23 protein-coding genes are annotated in these 23,536 nt (G+C 71.0%); 16 read left to right on the top strand and 7 right to left on the bottom strand.

Features of this window, described 5'->3' with window-relative positions; all coding sequences use genetic code 11:
• Window positions 1–80: 80 nt before the first annotated feature.
• Window positions 81–476, bottom strand: a complete 396-nt coding sequence (gene trxA / locus RPQ07_RS04640) for a thioredoxin (RefSeq protein WP_313942721.1) — start codon at window positions 474–476, stop codon at window positions 81–83.
• A gap of 152 nt (window positions 477–628) precedes the next feature.
• Here trxA and RPQ07_RS04635 point away from each other — a divergent pair, with 152 nt between their 5' ends.
• The 3 genes from RPQ07_RS04635 to RPQ07_RS04625 all read left to right on the top strand — a co-directional run bounded on the left by RPQ07_RS04635 (window position 629) and on the right by RPQ07_RS04625 (window position 3,577).
• Window positions 629–2,059: an NAD(P)/FAD-dependent oxidoreductase gene (locus RPQ07_RS04635; RefSeq protein WP_313942720.1), complete on the top strand. Its 1,431-nt coding sequence runs from the start codon at window positions 629–631 to the stop codon at window positions 2,057–2,059.
• A 111-nt stretch (window positions 2,060–2,170) separates the two neighbouring features.
• The gene (locus RPQ07_RS04630; protein WP_313942719.1) at window positions 2,171–2,521 is read left to right on the top strand and encodes a VOC family protein; all 351 of its coding nucleotides are present in this window, start codon (window positions 2,171–2,173) and stop codon (window positions 2,519–2,521) included.
• Window positions 2,522–2,653: 132 nt separating this feature from the next.
• Complete coding sequence (locus RPQ07_RS04625; protein ID WP_313942718.1) at window positions 2,654–3,577, top strand: AEC family transporter; 924 nt, start codon at window positions 2,654–2,656, stop codon at window positions 3,575–3,577.
• Window positions 3,578–3,595: 18 nt separating this feature from the next.
• Here RPQ07_RS04625 and RPQ07_RS04620 read toward each other — a convergent pair whose 3' ends face one another.
• Window positions 3,596–3,931, bottom strand: coding sequence for a tetratricopeptide repeat protein (locus tag RPQ07_RS04620; protein WP_313942717.1), 336 nt, complete (start codon window positions 3,929–3,931; stop codon window positions 3,596–3,598).
• A 131-nt stretch (window positions 3,932–4,062) separates the two neighbouring features.
• On the opposite strand from RPQ07_RS04620, the gene RPQ07_RS04615 reads away from it, so the two are divergent.
• A complete protein-coding gene (locus tag RPQ07_RS04615; RefSeq protein WP_313942716.1) occupies window positions 4,063–5,028 on the top strand; it encodes a pirin family protein in 966 nt (321 codons plus the stop codon).
• Window positions 5,029–5,104: 76 nt separating this feature from the next.
• On the opposite strand, the gene RPQ07_RS04610 is transcribed toward RPQ07_RS04615, so the two are convergent.
• Entirely contained in the window at window positions 5,105–5,839 is a 735-nt protein-coding gene (locus tag RPQ07_RS04610; RefSeq protein ID WP_313942714.1) for a phosphoribosyltransferase, read from the bottom strand.
• A 319-nt stretch (window positions 5,840–6,158) separates the two neighbouring features.
• Here RPQ07_RS04610 and RPQ07_RS04605 point away from each other — a divergent pair, with 319 nt between their 5' ends.
• The 5 genes from RPQ07_RS04605 to RPQ07_RS04585 all read left to right on the top strand — a co-directional run bounded on the left by RPQ07_RS04605 (window position 6,159) and on the right by RPQ07_RS04585 (window position 10,826).
• The gene (locus tag RPQ07_RS04605; protein WP_313942712.1) at window positions 6,159–7,946 is read left to right on the top strand and encodes a serine/threonine-protein kinase; all 1,788 of its coding nucleotides are present in this window, start codon (window positions 6,159–6,161) and stop codon (window positions 7,944–7,946) included.
• A gap of 309 nt (window positions 7,947–8,255) precedes the next feature.
• On the top strand, window positions 8,256–8,423 hold the full coding sequence (locus RPQ07_RS04600) for a hypothetical protein (protein ID WP_313942711.1): 168 nt from the start codon (window positions 8,256–8,258) through the stop codon (window positions 8,421–8,423).
• A gap of 215 nt (window positions 8,424–8,638) precedes the next feature.
• Window positions 8,639–9,130, top strand: a complete 492-nt coding sequence (locus tag RPQ07_RS04595; RefSeq protein WP_313942710.1) for a phospholipase — start codon at window positions 8,639–8,641, stop codon at window positions 9,128–9,130.
• A gap of 143 nt (window positions 9,131–9,273) precedes the next feature.
• Window positions 9,274–10,353, top strand: coding sequence for a dihydrodipicolinate reductase (locus RPQ07_RS04590; RefSeq protein ID WP_313942709.1), 1,080 nt, complete (start codon window positions 9,274–9,276; stop codon window positions 10,351–10,353).
• Complete coding sequence (locus tag RPQ07_RS04585) at window positions 10,350–10,826, top strand: carboxymuconolactone decarboxylase family protein (protein ID WP_313942708.1); 477 nt, start codon at window positions 10,350–10,352, stop codon at window positions 10,824–10,826. The genes RPQ07_RS04590 and RPQ07_RS04585 overlap by 4 nt, the downstream gene beginning before the upstream one ends.
• Window positions 10,827–10,958: 132 nt before the next feature.
• Here RPQ07_RS04585 and RPQ07_RS04580 read toward each other — a convergent pair whose 3' ends face one another.
• On the bottom strand, window positions 10,959–12,602 hold the full coding sequence (locus RPQ07_RS04580) for a GMC oxidoreductase (protein WP_313942707.1): 1,644 nt from the start codon (window positions 12,600–12,602) through the stop codon (window positions 10,959–10,961).
• A gap of 206 nt (window positions 12,603–12,808) precedes the next feature.
• Here RPQ07_RS04580 and RPQ07_RS04575 point away from each other — a divergent pair, with 206 nt between their 5' ends.
• From RPQ07_RS04575 to RPQ07_RS04565, 3 genes are read left to right on the top strand one after another with little or no spacing between them, the layout of a single operon-like run.
• Window positions 12,809–13,489 carry an ABC transporter permease gene (locus tag RPQ07_RS04575; RefSeq protein WP_313942706.1) on the top strand — a complete coding sequence of 227 codons (681 nt, stop codon included), beginning with the start codon at window positions 12,809–12,811 and terminating at the stop codon, window positions 13,487–13,489.
• Complete coding sequence (locus RPQ07_RS04570) at window positions 13,486–14,160, top strand: ABC transporter permease (RefSeq protein WP_313942705.1); 675 nt, start codon at window positions 13,486–13,488, stop codon at window positions 14,158–14,160. The genes RPQ07_RS04575 and RPQ07_RS04570 overlap by 4 nt, the downstream gene beginning before the upstream one ends.
• Window positions 14,157–15,110: an ABC transporter substrate-binding protein gene (locus RPQ07_RS04565; protein ID WP_313942704.1), complete on the top strand. Its 954-nt coding sequence runs from the start codon at window positions 14,157–14,159 to the stop codon at window positions 15,108–15,110. The genes RPQ07_RS04570 and RPQ07_RS04565 overlap by 4 nt, the downstream gene beginning before the upstream one ends.
• A gap of 28 nt (window positions 15,111–15,138) precedes the next feature.
• On the opposite strand, the gene RPQ07_RS04560 is transcribed toward RPQ07_RS04565, so the two are convergent.
• The 3 genes from RPQ07_RS04560 to RPQ07_RS04550 all read right to left on the bottom strand — a co-directional run bounded on the left by RPQ07_RS04560 (window position 15,139) and on the right by RPQ07_RS04550 (window position 18,747).
• Window positions 15,139–15,687: a hypothetical protein gene (locus tag RPQ07_RS04560; RefSeq protein WP_313942703.1), complete on the bottom strand. Its 549-nt coding sequence runs from the start codon at window positions 15,685–15,687 to the stop codon at window positions 15,139–15,141.
• Window positions 15,688–15,907: 220 nt separating this feature from the next.
• Window positions 15,908–17,374, bottom strand: a complete 1,467-nt coding sequence (locus tag RPQ07_RS04555; RefSeq protein WP_313942702.1) for a hypothetical protein — start codon at window positions 17,372–17,374, stop codon at window positions 15,908–15,910.
• Between the two features lie 209 nt (window positions 17,375–17,583).
• The gene (locus RPQ07_RS04550; protein WP_313942701.1) at window positions 17,584–18,747 is read right to left on the bottom strand and encodes a betaine/proline/choline family ABC transporter ATP-binding protein; all 1,164 of its coding nucleotides are present in this window, start codon (window positions 18,745–18,747) and stop codon (window positions 17,584–17,586) included.
• Window positions 18,748–18,933: 186 nt separating this feature from the next.
• Between RPQ07_RS04550 and RPQ07_RS04545 the strand changes: the two genes are divergently transcribed.
• The 4 genes from RPQ07_RS04545 (at window position 18,934) to RPQ07_RS04530 (ending at window position 23,527) form a co-directional block, all read left to right on the top strand.
• A complete protein-coding gene (locus RPQ07_RS04545) occupies window positions 18,934–20,412 on the top strand; it encodes a cellulase family glycosylhydrolase (RefSeq protein WP_313942700.1) in 1,479 nt (492 codons plus the stop codon).
• 75 nt (window positions 20,413–20,487) lie between these two features.
• Window positions 20,488–21,786: an alpha/beta fold hydrolase gene (locus RPQ07_RS04540; RefSeq protein ID WP_313942699.1), complete on the top strand. Its 1,299-nt coding sequence runs from the start codon at window positions 20,488–20,490 to the stop codon at window positions 21,784–21,786.
• Between the two features lie 109 nt (window positions 21,787–21,895).
• Window positions 21,896–22,642, top strand: coding sequence for a PIG-L deacetylase family protein (locus tag RPQ07_RS04535; RefSeq protein ID WP_313942698.1), 747 nt, complete (start codon window positions 21,896–21,898; stop codon window positions 22,640–22,642).
• 51 nt (window positions 22,643–22,693) lie between these two features.
• Complete coding sequence (locus tag RPQ07_RS04530) at window positions 22,694–23,527, top strand: enoyl-CoA hydratase/isomerase family protein (RefSeq protein ID WP_313942697.1); 834 nt, start codon at window positions 22,694–22,696, stop codon at window positions 23,525–23,527.
• Window positions 23,528–23,536 lie beyond the last annotated feature (9 nt).

The raw sequence follows: 23,536 nt of genomic DNA, 5'->3' as shown, positions 1-23,536 counted from the left end.
CGGGCCCGGACGCGACTGTGGTCCCGGCCGTCCGGCCGGGACCACAGATGAGGCCGCGCCTCGTACGGAGCAGGGCCGTGTCAGGCCTCGGCCGCGCCGTCCGCTCCCGCCGCCTTGGCCTCGGCGGCCTTGATCGACTTGCGGACCTCGTCCATGTCGAGGGCCCGCGCCTGGCCGATGACGTCCTCCAGCGCGGCCTCGGGGAGAGCGCCGGGCTGGGCGAAGACGGCGACGTTGTCGCGGACGATCATCAGCGTCGGGATGGACTGGATCTCGAACGCGGCGGCCAGCTCCTGCTGGGCCTCCGTGTCGACCTTGGCGAAGACCAGGTCGGAGTGACGCTCGGCGGCACCTTCGTACACCGGGGCGAACTGCTTGCAGGGGCCGCACCAGTCCGCCCAAAAGTCGATCAGGACGAAGTCGTTGTCGCTCACGACCTGATCGAAGTTCTCCTTGGTGAGCTCAACAGTGCTCATGACGTACTACCTCTCCCTGATGTTCGCTGGTGTGCCGTCCCGGAGGAACACCCCGGTCCGTCAGCTGCCCCACGACAACCCTGCCCGGGGCCTTGCTATTCCTGCCCCTGCCCATGTGGCCAGGACGCACACCCACGACCAGACTGGCCTTCATGACGGAAGCTGTGGAATTCGACGTCGTCGTGCTGGGCGCGGGCCCCACCGGCGAGAACGTGGTGGACCGGCTGAGGGCAGCGGGCCTGAGCACCGCGGTCGTGGAGAGTGAGCTGGCAGGCGGCGAATGCTCGTACTGGGCGTGCATGCCCAGCAAGGCGCTGTTGCGCCCCGTGACCGCCCGTGCGGAGGCGCGCCTGGTCCCGGGTCTGCGCCAGGCGGTGCAGGGGCCGCTGGACACCGAGGCCGTGCTGGCCCACCGGGACGAGAAGGCCGCACATTGGAAGGACGACGGCCAGGTCGGCTGGCTCGAATCGACGGGCGCCCGCTTCTACCGGGGCCAGGGCCGCCTCCACGGCCCCAAGAAGGTCGTGGTCGACGGTCCCGAGGGCGAGCACCATGTCCTGACCGCCCGCTACGCGGTCGCCGTGTGCACCGGCAGCCGCGCGGTCCTGCCCGATGTGCCCGGCCTGGCCGGCGCCAAGGCGTGGACCAGCCGTGAGGCGACCAGCTCCCACACCGTGCCGGGACGGCTGATCGTCGTCGGCGGGGGAGTCGTCGGGGTGGAGATGGCCACCGCCTATCAGGCACTGGGTTCCCAGGTGACCATGCTGATCCGGAGCGTCGGACTGCTGCCCAAGATGGAAGCCTTTGTGGGCGAGCACGTCGCGGAGGCCCTCACCGAGGCCGGCGCGCAGATCCGCACGGACGTGGAGGTCGCGTCGGTCGAGCGCACCGGGGGGACGGGCCCCGTCAGGGTGGTGCTGGACAGCGGGGAGCGTATCGAGGCCGACGAGATCCTCTTCGCGACCGGACGGGCACCGCGGACCGAGGACATCGGCCTCGAGACGGTGGGCCTGGAGCCGGGTTCGTGGCTTTCGGTCGACGACACCTGCCGGGTCGAGGGGAGCGATTGGCTCTACGGCGTCGGTGACGTCAACCACCGCGCGCTGCTGACCCATCAGGGCAAGTACCAGGCGCGTATCGCCGGGGCGGCCATCGCGGCCCGGGCGAGCCAGGTGCCCCTTCTGGAGACGGACCGCTGGGGCGCGCACGTCGCCACCGCCGACGTGGCGGGCGCCCCGCAAGTCGTGTTCACCCACCCCGAAGCCGCGGCCGTCGGGCTCTCGCTCGCCGAGGCCGAGGCGGCCGGACACCGGGTGCGTGCCGTCGACTACGAGATCGGCGATGTCGCGGGCGCGGGTCTGTTCGCCGACGGCTACCGCGGCCGCGCCCGGATGGTGGTCGACCTGGACCGCGAGATCGTTCTCGGTGTCACGTTCGTCGGCCCCGGCGTGACGGAGCTGCTGCACTCGGCGACCGTCGTGGTGGTCGGAGAGGTGCCGCTCGACCGGCTGTGGCACGCGGTGCCCGCGTATCCGACGATCAGCGAGGTGTGGCTGCGGCTGATGGAGACCTACCGCGGCTGACCCTGCCCGAACTCCGCGACCGAGCTCCGTCCGCCGGTCGCGGCCGCGCGGCCCGGCGCCGGTGACCGGTCCGGGCCCCGGCACCCGCCTCAGCCCAGGAAGGAACCACCCATGTCCGTACGCCGCGTGGTGCCCGACATCCACACCGCGTCCCTCGCCGAGAGCCGGGACTTCTACGGCCTCATCGGCCTGGAAGAAGTGATGAACCTCGGCTGGGTCATGACGCTCGCGTCACCCGGCAACCCCACGGCCCAGATCTCGTTCGCCACCCACGACGAGACCGCGCCGGTCGAGGCCGACATGAGCATCGAGGTCGACGACGTGGACGCCGTGCACGCGGCGATGGTCGAGCGGGGAGCGGAGATCGTGCACGCGTTGCGGGACGAGGAGTGGGGCGTACGCCGCTTCTTCGTACGCGATCCCAACGGACGGGTGGTCAACGTGCTCAGCCACCGCAGCTGAGCCCCGCGGCCCCGGTCCGGCTCGCCCCCGCATGCAGAAGGCGTCGTACGGTGCGGGCGCCATGCCGCCGGCCGCCCTCGCTGTCCCGGGGGCGGCCGCGGGCCCGTGATCGTCGTCGGGCATGCTGGCGCGGTGACCGTGCTCTCCGGCTTTCTGCCCATCTGGGTGATCACCGCCGTCGGCTGGGCGGCCGGCCGGACCCAGGTGCTCGGCACCCAGGCGCAGAGCGTGCTGGGACGGTTCGCGTTCACGTTCGCCATGCCGGCGCTGCTGTTCCTGACCCTGTCGCGGTCCCAGGTCTCGGATCTCGTGAGCCCCGGCGTCGCCGTCTTCGCGCTCAGCCTGGTCCTCGTGTTCTCGCTCGGCCTGCTCCTCGGCCGCCGGGTGTTCCGCAGGCGCCGGGCCGACCGGACCATAGGCGCGATGGCCGGGGCCTACGTCAACTCCGCGAACCTCGGCATCCCGATCGCCGTGCACGTCCTCGACGACGCCTCGTTCTTCATCGCCGCGGCGCTGTTCCAGACCCTGTTCGTGACGCCGGTCATCCTCGTACTGATCGACATCGACGCGGGGAGCGGCGCACGCGAGCGCCGGCGGCGCATACTGCGCCTGCCGCTGCGCAATCCGATCATCGCGGCCTCCGCGGCCGGTGTGACCGTCGCGCTCGCGGGCTGGCGGCTGCCCGACCAGCTGATCACCCCCGTGCAGATGCTCGGCGGAGCGGCCGTCCCCGCAGCGCTGTTCGCTCTCGGAATGTCCCTCACCACCCGGGCGGACGGACCCGACACGACCGCCCGGACCGAACGCCGGGTCCTCGTGGCGCTGAAGATCGTGGTCCAGCCGCTCGTCGCCTATGTGCTCGCCCGCTGGGTGTTCGGGCTGGGCGGGCCCGAGCTGTACGCCGTGGTGCTGTGCGCGGGTCTGCCCACCGCCCAGAACGCCTTCATCTTCGCGTCCGAGTACCGGCTGAACACCGAGCTGCCCAGGGACGCCATCCTGTTGTCGACACTGCTGTCGATGGCGTCCCTGTCGCTCATCACCTGGCTGCTCGCCTGACCTGCCGGGCCCGGGCGCTCACTCCCCGGACATCGCGGCCGCCATCCGCAGATGCGGGGCCGCGTCGGCGGTCCTTCCCTGGCGCTCCAGGGTCCGCCCCAGCATCAGCCGTGCGTAGTGCTCGACGGGGCTGAGCTCCAGAACGGCGCGCAGCTCGCTCTCGGCGCGCTGCAGCTGGGCGGAGTGGTAGTAGGAGCGCGCGAGCAGCAGCCGCTGCGCGACCTGCCGCGGCTCCTCGGCGACGAGCCCCCGCAGGATCCGGGCGGCCGTCAGGTACTCCTTGGCGCCGAAGAACAGCTGCGCGCGGTCCCACCGCTCGGCGGCGGTGCCGAACTCGTAGTAGGTGTTGTTCATCCGCTCTCCTCCTCGTGCCCTGTGTCCTGTCTCTGTGGTGGGGTCAACAGAGCAAGATGGTTGAACATTCCACTACTCTGGGATGCGTGGGGGCAGACCGCCACCGCTCGTACAGGAATAGGTTGAGCGTCATGAGCAATCTCGATCGTCAGGCCACCCTCTCCGTCTGCGGCGGTCGCGGGTTCGTCGTCGCCGAGCCCGTCCGTGAGCTCCTCAGTCCCCGTCGTGTACCGCTCGGTGAGTCCACCGAGGTACGCCGGCTGCTGCCCAACCTCGGCCGCCGGATGGTCGGTGCGTGGGCCTTCGTCGACCACTACGGTCCCGACGACATCGCCGACGAACCCGGGATGCAGGTGCCTCCGCACCCGCACATGGGACTCCAGACCGTCAGCTGGCTGCACGACGGCGAGGTGCTCCACCGCGACAGCACCGGCAGCCTCGCCACCATCCGGCCGCGCGAGCTGGGCCTGATGACCTCGGGCCGGGCCATCAGCCACTCCGAGGAGAGCCCCCGGCCGCACGCCCGCTTCCTGCACGGCGCCCAGCTCTGGGTGGCGCTCCCGGACGCCCACCGCCATGTGGAGCCGGACTTCGAGCACTACACCGACCTGCCCGTCGTCACCGCGCCCGGACTCACCGCCACGGTCGTCCTCGGCTCCCTCGACGGCGCCACGTCACCCGGCACGACGTACAGCCCGATCGTCGGCGCGGACCTTGCGCTCACCCGTGGCACCGAGGCGAACCTGCCGCTGGACCCCGACTTCGAGTACGCCGTGCTCGCCATGTCGGGCGAGGCCCATGTCGACGGTGTGCCCCTCATGCCCGGTTCGATGCTCTACCTCGGCTGCGGCCGCACCGAACTCCCCCTGCGCGCCGAGTCCGACGCCGGTCTGATGCTGCTGGGCGGTGAGCCGTTCGAGGAGGAGATCATCATGTGGTGGAACTTCATCGGGCGGTCCCAGCAGGAGATCGAGGACGCCCGCCAGGGATGGATGGAGGGGGCCCGCTTCGGTGAGGTGAAGGGCTACGACGGAGCGCCGCTCCCCGCGCCGACGCTGCCCCCGACACCCCTGAAGGCACGGGGACGCGTGCGCTGACGCCGGTGCGCTGCGGTCCGGGCGCGGCCGGAAGAGGCATCGGCCGCGGCGGAGTTGCTCGCACGTGGGCCGAGGCCTACGACGGAGATTCGCTCCCCGCCCCCGAGCCGCCCTCGGCGCCCCCCGGCCCTCCGGGACGGGTACGCCGAGCCGGCCGGGCCCGACCCGGATCCCGCGCCGCGCGCAGCAGTTCCCGTACTTCGCCGTCCGTCGTCTGCCCGAAGTCGGCGTAGGAGTTCCCCACGGCGGAGAACGGGAACGGCGTCGTGGCGCACACGACCTCGTCGACCAGGGCCCTCAACTCCCGGCAGGCGGAGGCCGGTGCGGTGGGTATCGCGACGACGACGCGTGAGGGCCCCTGGTCCAGCAGCGCGCGGACGGCGGCCTTCATGCTGGCGCCCGTCGCCAGGCCGTCGTCCACCAGGACGACCGGCCTGCCGGTCAGTTCGGGCCAGGGACGCCCTTCCCGGTATGCCTCTTCCCGCCGCAGCAACTCGCGGCCCTCGCGCTCCGCCACGCTTCGCAGTGCCTCGTCGGAGATGCGCAGGCTGCGGATGACGTTGTCGTTGCGCACCGTCACGCCACCGCCGGCGATCGCTCCCATCGCGACCTCCTCATGACCGGGAACGCCCAGTTTGCGGACCAGAAAGACATCCAGCGGGGCGCCCAGGGAAAGGGCGACCTCGTACGCCACCGGGACGCCGCCGCGCGGCAACCCCAGAACGATCACTTCCGGATCGTCGATGTGCCCGAGGAGCCCGGCCAGCTCACGGCCGGCGTCACGGCGATCGTGGAACAGACGGTGCGGCATCGATGGCCTCCTCGAAGGCCCGCCGGCCCGGACTCACCACCTGAGGCGCGCACCTCACGCGGGTCCCGAGTCGTTGTCCGAGCGCGGACTTCGCTCCCGCAATTTTACGTCGGCAGCCACCGGCCATGACGGATCGCCCTCTTCGACCCGGACCGCCGTCCGCACAGACGGCCGTCCCCGCGCGCCGTACGACGGGCCGTGTCCGATGCGCGTTCCCCGCCGACGGGAACGCCCGCGACGCCGATCGGCGCCGGGGACTGCCCGCCGATGCCCGATGCGATTCCTTACGGCCGGCCCCGGCCTCGTAAGCTGACCGGCCATGGACACCAGGGGGGCCGGCAGACGCATCGTCGACGGCCGTTTCGAACTGCTCGGCAGGCTTGGCAGCGGCGGCATGGGCACCGTGTGGCGGGCCCGCGACATCGTTCTGCACCGCGAAGTGGCGCTGAAGGAGGTGCGGCCCGCGGACCCGGCGGTGGAGGGGTCGGACCCCGCCCGGGCACGCATGCTCAGTGAGCGCGTCCTGCGCGAGGCCCGGGCGCTCGCCCGTATCGCCCACCCGCACGTCGTCACCATCTTCCACATCGTGGACGGTCCCGAGGTCCCCTACCCGTGGATCGTGATGGAGCTGGTGGACGGTGAGTCGCTGCACGACCGGCTCACGCGCGGTCCGCTGACCGTCCCCGAGGCGCTCGGCGTCGGCCGGGGCGTGCTGTCAGCGCTCCGCGCGGCCCACGGCGCGGGCATCCAGCACCGGGACGTCAAGCCCGCCAATGTGCTCCTGCGCCGGGACGGCAGTCCGGTGCTGACGGACTTCGGCATCGCCGCGCTGCGCGAGTCCGCCGGTCTCACCGCGACCGGTGACCTCATCGGCTCGCCCGAATACATCGCTCCCGAACGCATCCGCGGCGAGGAGGGCAACCCCGCCTCCGACCTGTGGTCGCTCGGCATGCTGCTCTACGTCGCTCTGGAGGGCACGCATCCGCTGCGCCGCGGCACGAGTCTGTCGACCCTGGTCGCGGTCCTCGACGAGCCGATTCCGCCGCCGGTGCGGTCCGGAGCGCTCGCTCCCGTACTGAACGCCCTGTTGGTACGCGACACGGCCGCGCGTCCGGACGCGGAACGGCTCGCGGCCATGCTCGACGGCGCCGCGCGGGAGGTTCCCGGCGGGGCGCCGCCACCGCCCGCGGCTCATTCCTACGCGCCGCCCCACAACGCGCCTTCCGTCAACGCGGCACCCGGCAACGTGCCTTCCGTCAACGCGCCGCCCCACAACGCGCCTCTTGTCAACGCGGTGCAGGACCTTCCACCGGGTGCACCGCTCGGTACCTTCGGTCCGCCGCACCCCTCCACACTGCTGCTCGGCCACACGCCCCAGCCGGCCACCGGGCCCCAGGCCGCCGCGCGCAGGCCGGAGCGCGGCAGAAGGATCGCCGTCGTCGTCGGCGCCGCCGCGGCGATCACCGCGGTGTCGCTGTTGCTGTTCCAGGTCCTTCCCGGTGGCGGTGACGGGGAGAAGGACTCGGCGGGGAAGGCCCCGGCCGCTACGGGCGGTGCCTCGGGCTCGGAGAAGGACCGGACGCCCGGCGGGGGCTCGGACACGGACACGGGCACGGAACAGCCGGACAAGGCAGCGCTGCCGCCGTCGCAGAAGTCCGCCGACCTGCTGACGCCCGCCGGCGTGCGCGAGGTGATCAAGGCACTCGAAACCACGGCGCACACCACGAAGTTCTTCGAACTCGTCGTGTACGAGGAGTACGCGATCGCCCAGGTCCCGGTGAAGGGCAGCCGGAAGAAGTACGACCGCTACGAGTACCGCGACGGCCGCGCGTCGAAGCAGGGACCGGGCGGCACGGTGATCGGCACGGACGAGGGACCGGTCGACGTCAGCAAGGTCACGTGGGACAAGCTGCCGACGCTGATCAGCCGGGCCAACCGCGAGCTGGGCATCAGCGAGCCGACGATGCGTTATGTCATCGTCCGCGGGCCCGTCTTCGAGGACGTCCCCACGGTGAACGTCTACCTCACGGACGACTACAGCTCGTCCGGATATCTCGCGGCGGACTTCAAGGGCACGGTGCTGAACAAGGTGGCGGCCGAGAACTGACGTCCCCTGGGCCCGTCCCGCTTGCCGCGCACCGCGCTCATCCGGCTGAGCCGTCCGCCCCGTCCCACGGGCACCGCCGCAGTCGGAGCCAAGGGGAACAGTCATGAGATCCGCCCAACTCGCCGCCGCGGGGCCGGCGCTCGGCGCGGCCCTCTCCCTACTCGGTGCCACCGGCACCGCGCAGGCGACGGGGACCCGTGTCACGGGCACGGCCACCACCGTGCGGGCCCACAGCAACATCCGTGACGCGCCGACCACCAGCAGCAGGCTGATGGGCACCACGACGAGGGAGACCGAGGCGGGCGTCGAGTGCTACCAGCGCGGCCGCGCGTCACGGCGGGCGGATACACCACGGACGTCCGGTACTTCGGCACCGTGCTCGACTACGGCATCGGCCACATCTGCTCCAGCGCGTGGGTCCGGGGCGGCAACGTCAACGTCGGCAGGGACCCGGGAGCCGGCATTCCTCCCTGCTGACCCTTCTCCATACCGGAGTTGCCGCCGGGCCGAGGGGCCATTCGCCTGAACTTTCGCCCCTCGGTCGGCGAAGAGCGGAGGCGCCGAACTGAATCCGAGGGAAATTCAGTGGCACGTGACATCCGCCATCTATCCCTGACAGGGACATGACGTCACGCTGAACGTGCCTCGTGAGAGCCCGCGAGGCGACAAGGCCCCAGTCACGGAGGTTCCGCATGCGCCGCCGTTTCGCCTTCCCTCTCGCCGTGGTCACCCTGTCAGTACCCCTGGCACTGATCCCCGCCACGTCCGCCTCGGCCGCACCGGCCGACAAGCCGCAGGTCCTCAGCTCCTGGACCCAGACCAGCGCCTCCAGCTACAACGCGTGGAACGCCGCCCGCCAGAACCAGGGCGCCTGGGCCGCGTACGGTTTCAACTGGACGACGGACTACTGCAGTTCCTCGCCGGACAACCCGTTCGGCTTCCCCTTCCAGACGGCCTGCGCCCGCCATGACTTCGGGTACCGCAACTACAAGGCCGCAGGCACGTTCTCCGCCAACAAGTCCCGTATCGACTCGGCGTTCTACGAGGACCTCAAGCGCGTCTGCGCCGGCTACTCGGGAGCGACCAGGACCGCCTGCAACAGCACCGCCTGGACGTACTACCACGCAGTGGACATCTTCGGTGTCGCGCCGGCCACGGCGGGCACAGCAGTACAGGCCGCCTGACGGTTCGTCACGGTGGCGGGCGGGCCCGGGTGCTTCTCGCACCCGGGCCCGCAGCGCTCGCGTCGCGATCCGTCGTGCGACTCCTCATTTCGGGTCGTTCATGGCTCTAGGAACGTCAAGGGCCCCGCGCTACCCTCCGCCGCATGATTTCCACGGTGGTCTGGGGTACCGGCAATGTCGGCCGTGCGGCCATCCGCGCCGTCGAGGCTCATCCCGCGCTGAAGCTCGCGGCCGTCATCGTCCACAACCCCGACAAGGTGGGCCGCGACGCGGGCCATCTCGCGGGCCTGAGCGAAGAGTTGGGCGTCACGGCCACCGACGACATCGACACGGTGCTGGCCGCGAGTCCACGCGCCGTCGTGTACGCGGCCTCCGGTGACATCCGCCCCGATGAGGCCCAGGCCGACATCGTCAGGGCCGTCCGGGCCGGCGCGGTCGTCGTCACTCCCGCGCTGTACGCGCTCTACGACCAGCGCAACGCCCCTCAGGAACTGCGCGACCCGGTCCTGGCGGCCATCGCGGACGGCGGCGGATCACTGTTCGTCTCCGGCGTCGACCCGGGGTGGGGCAACGATGTACTGCCACTGCTGATCAGCGGACTCGGTACGTCCGTGGACGTGATCCGGTGCCAGGAGATCTTCGACTACTCCACCTACGACCAGCCGGACTCGGTCCGGTATCTGGTCGGCATGGGCCAGCCGATGGACTACGAGCCGCTGATGCTGGCGCCGTCGATCCCCACCATGGTGTGGGGCGGACAGATACGGCTGATGGCCAGGGCGCTCGGGGTCGAACTCAACGAGATCCGCGAGACGTTGGACCGGTGCCCCCTCGACACCACGGTCAGCACCAGGACCATGGGCGACTTCGAGGCGGGTACCCAAGGGGCCGTGCGGTTCGAGGTGCAGGGCATCGTCGAGGGTGAGCCGCGCATCGTCATCGAGCACGTCACCCGTATCCACCCGTCCTGTGCTCCCCACTGGCCCACACCGCCGGACGGCGCCGGCGCACACCGGGTGATCATCGAGGGCCGCCCGCGCATCGAGGTCACGGTCGAGGCCACCGACGAGGGGGAGAACCGGTCGGCGGGCGGGAACGCCACGGCGGTCGGCCGGCTGGTCAACGCCATCGACTGGCTGGTGGAAGCGGAACCCGGACTCTATGACGCACTGGACGTCCCACTGCGCGCCGCAGTCGGCAGGCTCGGAAGGAGCCGGCGATGAACATCGACATTCCCGAGGGCCAGGAGCCGATCGGCTATGTCTGGGGCGAGATGGTCCCGGGCATCGGCATGGCCGCCGCCAACTTCTCGCTGTCCGTGTACGAGCACACGACCCTGGGACTGCGTGAGTTCGAGGCCGCACGGCTGCGGATCGCGCAGATCAACGGATGCCTCTTCTGCCTCGACTGGCGTACCGACCGGGACGGCGAGAAGGTCGAGGACGAGTTCGCCGAGGCGGTGACGCAGTGGCGCACCACGGAGGCCTTCGACGACCGCACCCGGCTGGCCGCCGAGTACGCGGAGCGGTACGCCCTGGATCACCACGGCCTCGACGACGAGTTCTGGACCCGGATGACCGCTCACTACAGCCAGCACGAGATCGTGGAGCTGAGTATGAGCATCGGCTCCTGGCTGGCGTTCGGCAGGCTCAATCATGTGCTGGGTCTCGACGCGGTATGCGTCCTGCCCCACTGAGGTGTCCGGGGCCGCTCGGTGAGATGGGCCGGCCCCGGCTCCCGGCCGACCCGCGTGAAGGCTCGTCCCTCGGCCTCCGCCGGTCGTCGCCGGTCGGTTCCTTGCTACAGGTCTGCGCCGGTCAGTCGGTTCCTACAGGTCTGCGGCGATGATTCTCTCGATGTTCCGTTCGGCGAGCGCCGTGATGGTGACGAACGGATTGACGCTGGTGTTGCCGGGGATCAGCGCGCCGTCGATGACGTACAGACCCGGATGGCCGTGGAGGCGGCCGTAGTTGTCGGTCGCCTTGTTCAGAACCGCACCGCCGAGCGGGTGGTAGGTGAGGTGGTCCCCCCAGATCTTGTAGGCGCCGAAGAGGTCGGTCCGGTAGATGGTCCCTTCCTTCGCGTTGATCTTGTCGAAGATCGTCTTGGCCATGTCGATGGACGGCTGCTTCCAGGCCGTCTGCCAGTTCAGATCGGCGGTGCCCGTCGCGGCGTTCCAGGTGAACTGGGCGCGGTGCGGGTTCTTGGTGATCGACAGATAGAACGAGGCGAACGTCTCGATCCCGGTGGGGAGCGGTGCGACCTCCGCGAACGCGCCTCCGGCGGCCCAGTTGTCGATGCCGGAGCAGGGGATGGACGACTGGAGCTTGCCGGTCGGGTCCCACAGGTGGTTGGCGCGGCCGCACATGACGTTGCCGTTGTCACCCCAGCCCTTGCCGATCTCGGAGTTCAGGCCGGGCAGCGCGCCGGTGGCCTTCAGCTTGGTCAGGAGTTTGCTGGTGCCGACGCTGCCGGCCGCGAAGAACACCCTGTCCGCCGTCACGCTCTTGGTGGTGACCGTGTCGCCGTTGGTGTTGATCTCGTCGATGACGACGGTGTAGCCGCCCGCGGCTGCCGGACGGACCGAAGTGACCTTGTGCAGCGGTGAGATGGCGACCCGGCCGGTCGCTCTGGCCTGAGCGATGTAGGTCTTCTGCAGGGACTTCTTGCCGTAGTTGTTGCCGTAGAGGATCTCGCCCTCCAGCGCCGACTTGGGAACGGTGCCTGCCGCCTCCTGCTTCATGTAGTCCCAGTCGTACACATCGGGCACGAACACGAACGGGAAGCCGGAGCGCTGGGCGTGCTTACGGCCCACCCGGGCGTACTGATAGCACTCCGCGGTCTCGAACCAGGCCGGGTCGATCGTGCTGACCCCGAGCGCGGCGTTGGCGCGCGGGTAGTAGACGTTGTACATCTCGTCGGTGTTGACCGAGGGGAGGACGGCCGGGAAGTTCTCGCGGCGGGGTGTGACCGCCATTCCGCCGTTGACCAGGGAGCCACCGCCGACTCCGCGCCCCTGGTAGACGATGATCCCGCCCATCTCCTCGGCGTCCAGGATCCCGGTGTAGCGCGGGATGGCCTTGTCGATCGGGAATCCGAGGAAGTTGCTGAGGGGCTGTTTGGTCTTGGTGCGCAGCCAGTAGGAGCGTCTGTCCGGCTTGGTGGTGTTGGCGAAGATCTTGCCGTCCGGACCGGGGGTGTCCCAGGCCATGCCCATCTCGACCATGTGCACGTCGATGCCCGCCTGGGCGAGACGCAGGGCGGCGACCGAGCCGCCGTAGCCGGTGCCGATCACGAGGGCCGGGACATGGGCGCCCGGCGGAATCGGAGCGGGCACGAGGGCGGCTTTCGCCTGGGCGGGGGTGGTGTGACCGGCCAGAGTCACGGCGCCCAGAATGGAACCGGTTCCTGTGATGAATCGGCGGCGCGACACGCCTTTGGGGGTCTTGTCGTGCAGGTGAGCGTCGGTCATGTGATGTTCCTCACTCTTGACGAATGGGAACACGTTCTACTGCTGCCCGCATGGGAAGTCACTACATACCTTTAGGTAACTTGTGTCCGATCACATATCTGGATCACCTGGTCACGGCCTCCCACGGGTAACGGTCGGGAAGTGCCGGCACCCGGACAGGCGAGCAGAACGCGCGGTCAGGGACCGGGCCGGGCTGCAATGAACAGGTGACCGCGACCCCCGACGACTGCCTCGCGCACAATGACTGGATCTGCGGTGATTATGTGTCCACCCGCCGTGAGATCCTCTGGGACGCCGTCCTCCAGCACCTCCAGCTCACGCTGATCGCGGTGGCGCTCGCCCTGCTGCTCGCCGTCCCTCTCGCCGTCGCGGCACGCCGCTGGCGCTGGGCCGCCGGCCCCGTGCTCGGGGTGACGACCGTCCTCTACACGATCCCGTCGCTCGCGATGTTCTCGCTGCTGCTCCCCGCCTACGGGCTCTCCGCCTCGCTCGTCATCGCGGGTCTGGTCCTGTACTCGCTCACCCTGCTTGTCCGCAACATCCTCGCCGGACTGCGCGCGGTACCGCAGGAGACCCGGCAGGCCGCACGCGGAATGGGCTACGGCCCCATCCGCCTGCTGCTCGCCGTCGAACTGCCGCTCGCGCTGCCCGCCGCCATGGCGGGACTGCGGATCGCGACGGTCTCCGCGGTCTCCCTGGTCACCATCGGCGCGATCGTCGGCTATGGCGGTCTCGGCAACCTCATCTACGCGGGAATGAACACCTACTTCAAGGCCCAGGTGCTCACCGCCTCCCTGCTCTGCGTGGTCATCGCCGTCGTCGCGGATCTGCTGCTCCTGCTCGTCCAGCGGTTCGCCACGCCCTGGACGCGACGGGGTCAGGCATGAACACCCTTTCAGCCGCCTGGGACTGGCTGACCAGCGCCGCCAACTGGTCGGGCGCCAACGGCGTCTGGAACCGGCTCGGCGAGCATCTGTTCCTCACCGTCGTATGCCTCGGTCTGAGCTGTCTGATCGCCCTGCCGGTCGCTCTCGTCCTCGGGCACCTCGGCAAGGGCGGTGCGCTGGCCGTGAACATCTCCAACGTCGGGCGCGCGGTGCCCACGTTCGCCGTACTGGTCCTGCTGCTGCTCAGCCCGATCGGAAGCTACGGCTCCTGGCCGACGATCATCGCGCTGGTGCTGTTCGCCGTTCCGCCGCTGCTGACCAACGCCTACGTGGGCATGCGCGGAGTCGACCAGGACGTCGTCCGCGCGGCCCGCGGCATGGGAATGACCGGCCGCCAGATGCTCCTCGGCGTGGAGATCCCGCTCGCACTGCCGCTGATCCTGACCGGGGTGCGGATCGCGGCCGTGCAGCTGGTCGCCACCGCCACCATCGCCGCACTCGCGGGCGGCGGCGGACTCGGACGGATCATCACCGCGGGCTTCAACCTCGCCTCCACCCCGCAGGTGGTCGCCGGGGCGGTGCTGGTCGCGGTGTTCGCCCTGCTCGTGGAGGGCCTGTTCGAACTGGGGCAGCGGCTGGCGCCCGGGTGGGTGCGGGGGAGCGGCGGATGAGGCCCCGCCATGCCCTCGCCGTCGCCTCGCTTGCGGTCCTGACGGCCTGTGCGACGGGCCCGTCGCTGGAGAACCAGGGCGCTGTCACCGAGTCGCCCGGCGACAGCAAGCATTTGACGATCGGATCCGCGGGCTTCACCGAGAGCGATCTGCTGGCCCAGATGTACGCTCTGCTGCTCCAGAACGCCGGCTACAGCACCGAGATTCTGTCCGTGACCAACCGCGAGATCTACGAACCCGCCTTGGAGAGCGGGCAGATCGACGTGGTGCCGGAGTACGCCGCCACCTTCGCCGACTGGCTGAACGCCAAGGCCAACGGACCGAAGGCGGGCACCGTCGGCTCGCCCGATCTCGCCGTGACGATGACGGCCCTGCGGGTGCTGGCGACGCCCCGCGGTCTCACCGTGCTCGACGCCGGGAAGGCCGTCGACCAGAACGCGTTCGCGGTGAGCGCGGCGTTCGCCAAGAAGTACGGGCTCAAGACGCTGAGCGACCTGGGCAGGTCGCGCCGGCCCGTACGGCTCGCGGCCGGTGACGAGTGCGTCCAGCGGCCGTACTGCGAGCCCGGGCTGAAGAAGACGTACGGCATCGACATCACCGCGGTGGATCCCAAGGGCGTCGGCACCACGCAGGCGAAACAAGCGGTCCAGAGCGGACAGGACCAGATGGTGCTGACCACGACGACGGACGGGACGCTCGACGAATTCGGACTGGTGCTGCTGGCGGACGACAAGCATCTGCAGAACGCGGACTACATCGTGCCGGTGGTGAACCGCTCACGCGCCGGGAGCGCCGGCGTCACGAAGGCACTCGGCAAGCTCAACTCGGTGCTCACGACGGCGGATCTGGCGGCCATGAACGAACAGGTGGACAGCTGGCGGCGGTTGCCCGAGGACGTGGCAAGGGACTACCTGGAGTCCAAGGGCCTGCTGCCCAGGCCCGGTACGTGACGGGACCGCATGCCCCCCGACCACGACGTCACGCGCCGCCCCGCGCCGCAGCCGTGGGGGCCGGTGTGAGGAGCTCGATCAGTGCCGCGCGGTGGAGGTCCGCGATCGGGTGGAGAAGGTCCGGATGCCGCAGCAGCGGCGCGGCACGGTGATCCCGGGGGCTCGGGACGGTCAGCCGGCGCGTACCGCCCATGCCGCCGCCCACACCGCCCGCGCCGTGATGCGTCGCGGCCGTGCAGGCAGCGGCGACGACGGCAAGATCGGCGTCGGCCAGCAGGCAGGCCGCCCAGCTGACGACGGTTTCGTCCACCCGTGTGCGCCAGTCGAACTCCGCCGCCCACAGCGGGTGGGTGTCCGCGCCGGTGACGGCGTCCAGCCGGCCGGAGCCACCGGGACCGAGGAGGTCCAGCAGTTCGGCGTCCAGCGCGGTGGGGTAACGCAGGGCGGCGGCGATGGTGACCGCATGCCGTGCCTGGGCCTCGGCCAGGGCGTCGTTCAGCGGGCCGGCCGCCGGCGGGAACGCCGACAGCAGCCAGCGCGCGGAGGCGGCGATGACCGGCGAGAGATGGCTGGACATGGTGGACGGTCCTTTCCCTGTGCCCGCCGTGATGCTGTCACCACTGCGTGGTCGGGTCGCGAGGACTCGCGTGCCCGGGGCGTGCGGGGCCGGCCAGCGTAAGGGCGTCCACCGGAGCGCCGACAGGGCGTACGTCACAGCCGCGCTGCCAGTGCTTCAGGGGCCGCCCGTGGGCCGCGCGGGTCAGGGGTGCGTGACCACCACCACACCTCCGAGAGGGTCAGGAGGTGCCGCGGCCGGCCGGGCGCTCGGCGTGCAGATTCTCCAGGCGCCGCTGCAACACCTGTAGGGCCCCGCGCTGGCGGCCCGGGACGCGCCGCCGCAGGCTGACGAGCCCCGGTGCCAGCGCCCGTGCCCGTGCGACGTCCCTGATCTGCTCCCACTGGTGGTGCGCACGGTCGACGGCGCCCTCGACATCGGGATCATCGGCGGCCTGCTGCCGGGTGAGCCGGGCCTCGGCAGCGGCTATCCACAACTCGCAGCTGAGGGCGGGATCACCCGCGAGGCGAGCGAGATCGGCGCGTACCTCGACCCAGTGCAGGGCTTCGGGAGAGGCGGCACCGTGGCTGCGCAGGGCCTGCTGCTCCCACGAGGCGGCGGCCGCCGCGGCTTCGTGATGCCGCCCCGCGTGTGCGGCGGCGAGGATGCCGGGATGCGGGTCGCCACCGTCGGCGGGACCGCTCACCGAGGCCGCACCGGACCCCGCGGCCGTCGGGATCGTGCTGCCGGCGGCCTGCGCGGGGAGGAGGGACGCCGGAGCGCCGGGGGTCAGAGGCAGGGGCGCGAGTGGGTCGGCCGCGACGACGGCCGCGATGGGAAGCGGCGCCGGCCGGGCATCGGTCTGGGCGCCGCCGCCCGCTCCGGCAGGTGCCGTCGCGTACGGGACGGTGGTGACGGGCGCGTACGCACCGTCCGCCGGGACCGGAGGGGCCACCGGGAGAGCCACGGGCGGGAGGGGAACGTACCCGCCCCCTTCGCTCGCCCCGTGCGGGAGGGGAACGTACCCGCCGCCCACCGTCGTTCCATGCGGTGGCGTGCCCGCGGCCGGCGCCAGCAGCAGCGCACCGTCCACCCCCGCCTGGAGCGACGCCTGCTCATGCAGCGCCGCGAGGGTCGGCCGGGAGCCGCTGCGCCAGATGGAGGCGCAGGCCGCGAGGTAGGCGGGGCCCACCGCGTCCCCGCGCTGCGGGGGCGGTGCGACGCGGCCGTACAGATGCACGCCGGCGCCCAGACCGAGTCCTTCCCGGGCCACCCGTGGCCACGTCTCCGCGTCCGCGACCAGATCCACGACCATCGTCGTGGTGCCGGGCCGTCTGATCATCAGCTCCGCTCCGAGCCAGTGCCAGGGCAGGGCGGTGTACCGCATCGTCGAGGGGGTGGACCGCGCGAGCGCCAGGTGGGGCAGCCGCTGCTTGCGGTCGAGCTGGAGCTGACCGGCGATGTACAGGAACACCGGGCCCTGGGCGGCGGCCGCCGCCCGGATCCGGGTCAGAACGGTCTGCGGGTCGAGCGGGTCCGCGAGTTCGACCACCGTCGCGGCGGCGGTGCCCGTCAGCGCGCTCGGCGGTACGGCGGCCAGCGCGGGCAGCACCGAACTCGCGTCGATCAGACGCCCCTTACCGACCGGCGCGGCCGCGATCAGCAACGCGGTACCTGGTGCCGCCGTGTCCCCTCCCGTGATCACCACACCCAGCACCGTAACCGACGCCGTGCACACCGCCGGCCGGGTGCGAGGTCGTGGGCAGGTCGACGGATACCTCATGGTCCGTCAACATCCCTACAGAGCACCGTGGTTGGGCAGCGAAGCGAAACAGTCATCCGCCCCTGCGCTCGTCGGGGTCGAGCAGTCGATTCCCTGCGGCCGAGTCGACCCGGCCGGCCCGCGACCGTCCCGCCCTACGCGTCCGACACCGAGTCGAAGTCCACCTCATCGCGCCCCACTCCCTGCGCGTCCGCGTCCACGGAACGGCGCAGTGCCTCGTGCAGCTTCGCCGGGGTGAGTACTCCCACGAAGCGGGAGCCGTCCACCACGGCGACCCACCCCGCGTCGTGCTGGAGCATCTCGCTGAACGCCTGCTTCAGCGGCGCTCCGAGCGGTACCCACGCCTCCATCCGGCGGGCCAGCTCGCCGACCGTGCCCTGTTCACCGGCGTTCGCGAGGGCGTCCGCGGAGACCCAGCCGTGCAGATCGCCGCCCGGGCCGAGCACCACCGCCCACCGGGAATCCTCCTCGCGGAGCCGGTCCGCGACCGATCTCGCCGTCTCGTCGAGACGCGCGACCGGCGGCTGCTCCAGGTCGTCCTCCTCGATCACCGTGACCGAGAGCCTCTTCAGCCCGCGGTCCGCACCGACGAAGTGCGCGACATAGGGGGTCGCAGGCGTCCCGAGCACAGCCGCCGGGGTGTCGAACTGCTCGATGCGCCCCTCTCCGTACACGGCGATACGGTCCCCCATCCGTACCGCCTCCTCGATGTCGTGGGTGACCAGGAGCACCGTCTTGCGGACCGTGGCCTGGAGACTCAGGAACTCGTTCTGCAGCCGTTCGCGCACCACCGGGTCCACGGCGCCGAACGGTTCGTCCATCAGCAGAACCGGTGGGTCGGCGGCCAGAGCGCGGGCGACACCCACCCGCTGGCGCTGACCGCCCGAGAGCTGCGCCGGATAGCGGGAGCCGTATGTCGCGGGGTCCAGGCCCACCAGATCGAGCAGTTCGGCCGCCCGTGCGCGTGCCTTCGCCTTCTTCCAGCCGACCAGCGCGGGGACGGTCGCCGTGTTGTCGAGAACGGTCCGGTGCGGGAAGAGGCCGACCTGCTGGATGACGTAGCCGATCCGGCGGCGCAGTGCGACGGGGTCGACACCCGAGATGTCCCGGCCGTCGACGAAGATGCGGCCCGACGTCGGCTCGATCAGCCGGTTGACCATCATCATCGTGGTCGTCTTGCCACAGCCCGAGGGGCCGACGAGCGTGACCAGTTCCCCCTCGGCGACCTCGAAGGACAGGCCGTCGACGGCCGTCGTGCCGTCCGGGTAGACCTTGCTGACCTGCTCGAACCGGATCATGTCCTCACGCTAGAAGCGGCTCCGCGGCCGCGCACACGGGCCGCGACTGTCCGAGTCACGCCCGAACACCGCTGCCGATCATTCTTGTCATGGCCCTTGCAGAGGGGGAGCCGGGCTGCTATTCCATCCGGTTAGGAAAGTTTCCTTTTAGTCCGGGCCCCCCTCACGAACAGGCAACGGAGACCCATGAGACCGTCAAGGAACTGGTTACGCTCGCTCGGCGGCGTCGGCACCCTCGCCGCCGCTCTGCTCCTCGGCCTCACCACGGCCCCCACCGCACCGGCGGCCCCCACGGCCGCCGAGGCCCCGGAAGCGGCGGCCGCCGTCACCCACGAGGCCGAGAACGCCGTCATCTCGCAAGGAGTCGTGGAGTCCAACCACGCCGGCTTCACCGGCAGCGGCTTCGTCAACTACAACAACAGCACCGGCAGTCATGTCGAGTGGACCGTCAACGCGGCACAGGCGGGCAGCACCACGCTGACCCTCCGCTACGCCAACGGCACCACGGTCAACCGGCCGATGACCATCACCGTCAACGGAGCCGTCGTGGCCGCCGACCGGGCCTTCCCCGGCACCGGAGCCTGGACCTCCTGGAACACCGCCACCGTCACCGCCGCCCTCAGGGCCGGCGCCAACACCGTCCGGGCCACCGCGACCACCGCCAACGGCGGCCCCAATGTGGACAGCCTGGCCACCGACGCCGGAGGCCCGCCGCCCGTCGGCCGGACCCCCGTGGAGATCAACGGCCAGCTCCGGGTCTGCGGCACCAAGCTCTGCAACCAGTACGGCAAGCCCATCCAGCTGCGCGGCATGTCCACCCATGGCCTCCAGTGGTACAACCAGTGTGTGACCACCGGCTCGCTGAACGCCCTGGCGACCGACTGGAACGCCGACGTCCTGCGCATCTCCATGTACATCCAGGAGGGCGGTTACGAGACCGACCCGCGCAGGTTCACCGACATGGTCCACTCGATCATCGAACAGGCCACCGCGCGGGGCATGTACGCGATCGTCGACTGGCACATGCTCACCCCGGGCGACCCCCACCACAACCTCGCCCGTGCCAAGACGTTCTTCACCGAGATCGCCCAGCGCCACGGCAACAAGAACAACCTGCTGTACGAGATCGCCAATGAGCCCAGCGGAGTGAGCTGGTCGCGGATCAAGAGCTACGCCGAGCAGCTCATCCCGGTCATCCGGCAGAACGACCCGGACACCCCGGTCCTCGTCGGCACCCGCGCCTGGTCCTCCCTCGGTGTCTCCGAGGGCGCCGACGAGACCGAGATCGTGAACAGCCCGGTCAACGCGGCCAACATCATGTACACCTTCCACTTCTACGCGGCGTCGCACGACAGCGAGTACCTCGACACACTCTCGCGCGCGGCCGACAAACTGCCCATGTTTGTCACGGAGTTCGGCACCCAGACGGCCTCCGGCGACGGCGGGAACAACTTCACCCGCTCCCAGCAGTACATCGATCTGATGGCGAGCAAGAAGATCAGCTGGGTCAACTGGAACTACTCCGACGACAGCCGTTCCGGCGCCGTCTTCAAGGACGGCACCTGCAACAGCAATGGCCCCTGGACCGGCACCGGGCCCCTGAAGCCCGCCGGTGCGTGGGTCCGTGACCGGATCCGGTCCGCGGACAACTTCCCGACCGGCTGACCTCCGTTCCCTGCGACTCGCGCCCGCCCATGTGATCCCATGGGCGGGCGTGGGGCGTACAGAACAGGAGCACCAGTGAGCACATACCGCCAGCCGGGAGTCGTCCTCACCGACCGGCATTTCGCCGTCCCTCTCGACCATCGCGACCCGGGTGGCGAGCAGCTCGAACTGTTCGGCCGCGAGGTCGTCGCCGGCTCGCGCGCCGGGGACGAGCTGCCGTGGCTGGTGTATCTGGAGGGCGGTCCCGGCTTCGGCGCCCGCCGCTTCATCGGGCGGCAGGCATGGCTCGGCCGCGCGGTGCAGGAGTACCGCGTCCTCCTGCTCGACCAGCGCGGCACCGGCCGCTCCGGTCCGCAGAACCGGCAGACGCTGGCGGAGCGCGGCGGACCCGAGGCCCAGGCCGAGCACCTCGCCCGCTTCCGGGCCGACAGCATCGTGCGAGACTGCGAGGTCGTCAGACACCGCCTCACCGGCGGTGCGCCCTGGACCGTGCTCGGCCAGAGCTTCGGCGGATTCTGCGCCACGCACTATCTCTCCACCGCGCCCCACGGGCTGAGCGCCGTACTCGTCACCGGGGGACTGCCGTCGCTGGACGCCTCCGCGGACGACGTCTACCGCGCCGCGTACCCCCGCATTGAGCGCAAGGCCGAGGCCCACTACGCCCGCTACCCGCAGGACATCCGGCGGGCACGCCGGATCGCCGCCCACCTCGCCGAGCACCCGACGGTCCTGCCCGGGGGCTACACGCTCACCCCCGAGGCCTTCCAGTCGCTGGGCATCCTTCTCGGGTCCGGGGACGGCAGCCACCAACTGCACTATCTGCTGGAAAGCGCCTTCGTCCGCGTGGGCCGCCGGCACGAACTCTCCGACGCCTTCCAGGAAGCGGTCCTCGCCGCACTGTCCTTCGCGGCCCATCCGCTCTACGCCGTCCTGCACGAGGCGATCTACGCCCAGGGCGAGCGGGCGACGGACTGGGCGGCCGAGCGGGTGCGCGCCGAGTTCCCGCAGTTCGACGCGGCGACGGCCCTCGCGGGCGACGGCCCGCTGCTGTTCACCGGGGAGTCGGTCCACCCCTGGCACTTCGAGGTGGATCCGGCCCTGCGGCCGCTGCGCGAATGCGCCGACGCGCTCGCCGCCCGCACCGACTGGGAACCGCTGTACGACGCCACGCGCCTGGCCGCCAACCAGGTGCCGGTCGCCGCGGCCGTCTACCACGACGACATGTACGTGGACACCGAGCACTCGCTGCGGACCGCGCGTACCGTCCGCGGGCTGCGCACCTGGGTCACGGACGAGTACGAACACGACGGGGTACGGGCGAGCGGCTCACGGGTCCTGGACCGGCTGCTCGGCCTGGCCCGCGGGGAGCTCTGATCCGCCGACTTGCCGGGGAGAGCCGCTGCCCCGCGCAGCACCCGGCAAGGACCGACCCGCACGGTTCGCGGGCCGTGCTGACGCCAGGTCAGCGACGTATCCTGCGGCCATGAGCGCTCCCGTAACGGATCAGCTGGAACCGATGCCCGACGACTGGCGGAGAGCACTGGCCGTCGTCGCGCACCCCGACGACCTGGAGTACGGCTGTGCCGCGGCGATCGCCGGCTGGACCGACGGCGGGCGCGAGGTCTCCTATCTCCTCGCCACCCGGGGCGAGGCGGGCATCGACACCATCGCGCCCGCCGAGTGCGCACCGCTGCGTGAGCGGGAGCAGCGGGCGAGCGCGGCGGTCGTGGGGGTGTCCACGGTGGAGTTCCTGGACCACCAGGACGGCGTGATCGAGTACGGCGTCTCCCTGCGCCGGGACATCGCGGCGGCGATCCGGCGCCACCGTCCCGAACTGGTCATCACCCTCAACCACCGCGACACCTGGGGCGGTGTCGCCTGGAACACCCCCGACCACCGGGCGGTGGGCCGGGCGACGCTGGACGCGGCGGGGGACGCCGGCAACCGCTGGATCTTCCCCGAGCTCATCTCCGAGGAGGGTCTCCAGCCGTGGAACGGCGTCCGCTGGGTGGCGGTCGCGGGCTCCACCACGCCGACGCACGCGGTCGACGCGACCGCGGGCCTCGAACGCTCGGTCCGCTCGCTCCTGGAGCATCGCAGCTACATCGAGGTCCTGACCGACGAGGACCCGGAGGAGTACTGCCGCACCTTCCTCGTCGGCAGCGCGGAAGCCGTCGGTGCGCGGTTCGGTGGCCGACCGGCGGTCGCCTTCGAGCTGTTCGGACGCTGACGGCGGAGGTACGCTGCCCTGATTTCTGATGATGCGTCAGAAGGGGTGGCGATGATCGACACACTGGACCGGGATATCGCCGAGGGTGAGGAGCGCATCCGCCTCGACATCGCCGACGGCGTGGGCGTCCTCACCCTGTGCCGGCCCGCCACGCTGAACGGCTGGAGCTGGGAGTCCACCCGTCAACTGGGCCTGATGGCCGACCGGATCCGCTTCGACGACAGCGTCAGAGCGGTGTTGCTGCGGGCAGAGGGCCGTGCCTTCTGCGCGGGCATCGATGTCACCGCCCCGGGCGGCGCGATCACCGGCAGGTCCGCGGCGGAGCGCACCCAGCGCTACCACGAGGGCATCCGCTGGGCGCACGAGCGCTTCGCGGCCTTCGCCGGACTGCCGCAGCCGGTCGTCGCCGCGGTGCAGGGATACTGCCTCGGCTTCGGTTTCGAGCTCGCGTTGATGGCGGACATCCGCGTCGCCGCGGACGACGCCCTCTTCGCCCTGCCCGAGGCGCAGTTGGGGGTGGCGGTGGACGCGGGCGGTGATCTGCGGATCGCGCGCGAGGCGGGCGCGGGCTGGGCCAAGTACCTGGCGCTGACCGGCCGGCGCATCGACGCGGCGACGGCCGCGCGCCTGGGTCTGGTCCAACTGGTCTGCCCGGCTGGCGAACTGGCTTCTGCCGCGCAGGAACTGGCGGCGGAGATCGCGCGGAACGCGCCGCTCGCGGTGCGGGCCGTCAAGCGCGACATCGACGCGTTCGCGGACGCCGGTCTCGCGGAGGCCCTCGACCGTACGGCGCAGAGCGCGGCGCTCACGCTCACCTCGGAGGACTGCCGCGAGGGTTACACGGCCAAGGCTGCGCGCCGGCCCCCGGACTTCGAGGGCCGGTGACCGCGCGCG

It is taken from the genome of Streptomyces sp. AM8-1-1 (assembly GCF_032229325.1).
Taxonomy (GTDB): domain Bacteria; phylum Actinomycetota; class Actinomycetes; order Streptomycetales; family Streptomycetaceae; genus Streptomyces; species Streptomyces achmelvichensis.
The sequence above is the reverse complement of the archived record's forward strand: the minus strand, read 5'-3'. Positions and strand labels throughout refer to the sequence as shown.

Excerpts from the sequence above, each read along its gene's own strand:
- trxA (WP_313942721.1), bottom strand. The coding sequence starts at position 476 with ATGAGCACTGTTGAGCTCACCAAGGAGAACTTCGATCAGGTCGTGAGC.
- RPQ07_RS04635 (WP_313942720.1), top strand. The coding sequence starts at position 629 with ATGACGGAAGCTGTGGAATTCGACGTCGTCGTGCTGGGCGCGGGCCCC.
- RPQ07_RS04630 (WP_313942719.1), top strand. The coding sequence starts at position 2,171 with ATGTCCGTACGCCGCGTGGTGCCCGACATCCACACCGCGTCCCTCGCC.
- RPQ07_RS04620 (WP_313942717.1), bottom strand. The coding sequence starts at position 3,931 with ATGAACAACACCTACTACGAGTTCGGCACCGCCGCCGAGCGGTGGGAC.
- RPQ07_RS04615 (WP_313942716.1), top strand. The coding sequence starts at position 4,063 with ATGAGCAATCTCGATCGTCAGGCCACCCTCTCCGTCTGCGGCGGTCGC.
- RPQ07_RS04610 (WP_313942714.1), bottom strand. The coding sequence starts at position 5,839 with ATGCCGCACCGTCTGTTCCACGATCGCCGTGACGCCGGCCGTGAGCTG.
- RPQ07_RS04605 (WP_313942712.1), top strand. The coding sequence starts at position 6,159 with ATGGACACCAGGGGGGCCGGCAGACGCATCGTCGACGGCCGTTTCGAA.
- RPQ07_RS04595 (WP_313942710.1), top strand. The coding sequence starts at position 8,639 with ATGCGCCGCCGTTTCGCCTTCCCTCTCGCCGTGGTCACCCTGTCAGTA.
- RPQ07_RS04590 (WP_313942709.1), top strand. The coding sequence starts at position 9,274 with ATGATTTCCACGGTGGTCTGGGGTACCGGCAATGTCGGCCGTGCGGCC.
- RPQ07_RS04585 (WP_313942708.1), top strand. The coding sequence starts at position 10,350 with ATGAACATCGACATTCCCGAGGGCCAGGAGCCGATCGGCTATGTCTGG.
- RPQ07_RS04580 (WP_313942707.1), bottom strand. The coding sequence starts at position 12,602 with ATGACCGACGCTCACCTGCACGACAAGACCCCCAAAGGCGTGTCGCGC.
- RPQ07_RS04570 (WP_313942705.1), top strand. The coding sequence starts at position 13,486 with ATGAACACCCTTTCAGCCGCCTGGGACTGGCTGACCAGCGCCGCCAAC.
- RPQ07_RS04565 (WP_313942704.1), top strand. The coding sequence starts at position 14,157 with ATGAGGCCCCGCCATGCCCTCGCCGTCGCCTCGCTTGCGGTCCTGACG.
- RPQ07_RS04560 (WP_313942703.1), bottom strand. The coding sequence starts at position 15,687 with ATGTCCAGCCATCTCTCGCCGGTCATCGCCGCCTCCGCGCGCTGGCTG.
- RPQ07_RS04550 (WP_313942701.1), bottom strand. The coding sequence starts at position 18,747 with ATGATCCGGTTCGAGCAGGTCAGCAAGGTCTACCCGGACGGCACGACG.
- RPQ07_RS04545 (WP_313942700.1), top strand. The coding sequence starts at position 18,934 with ATGAGACCGTCAAGGAACTGGTTACGCTCGCTCGGCGGCGTCGGCACC.
- RPQ07_RS04535 (WP_313942698.1), top strand. The coding sequence starts at position 21,896 with ATGAGCGCTCCCGTAACGGATCAGCTGGAACCGATGCCCGACGACTGG.
- RPQ07_RS04530 (WP_313942697.1), top strand. The coding sequence starts at position 22,694 with ATGATCGACACACTGGACCGGGATATCGCCGAGGGTGAGGAGCGCATC.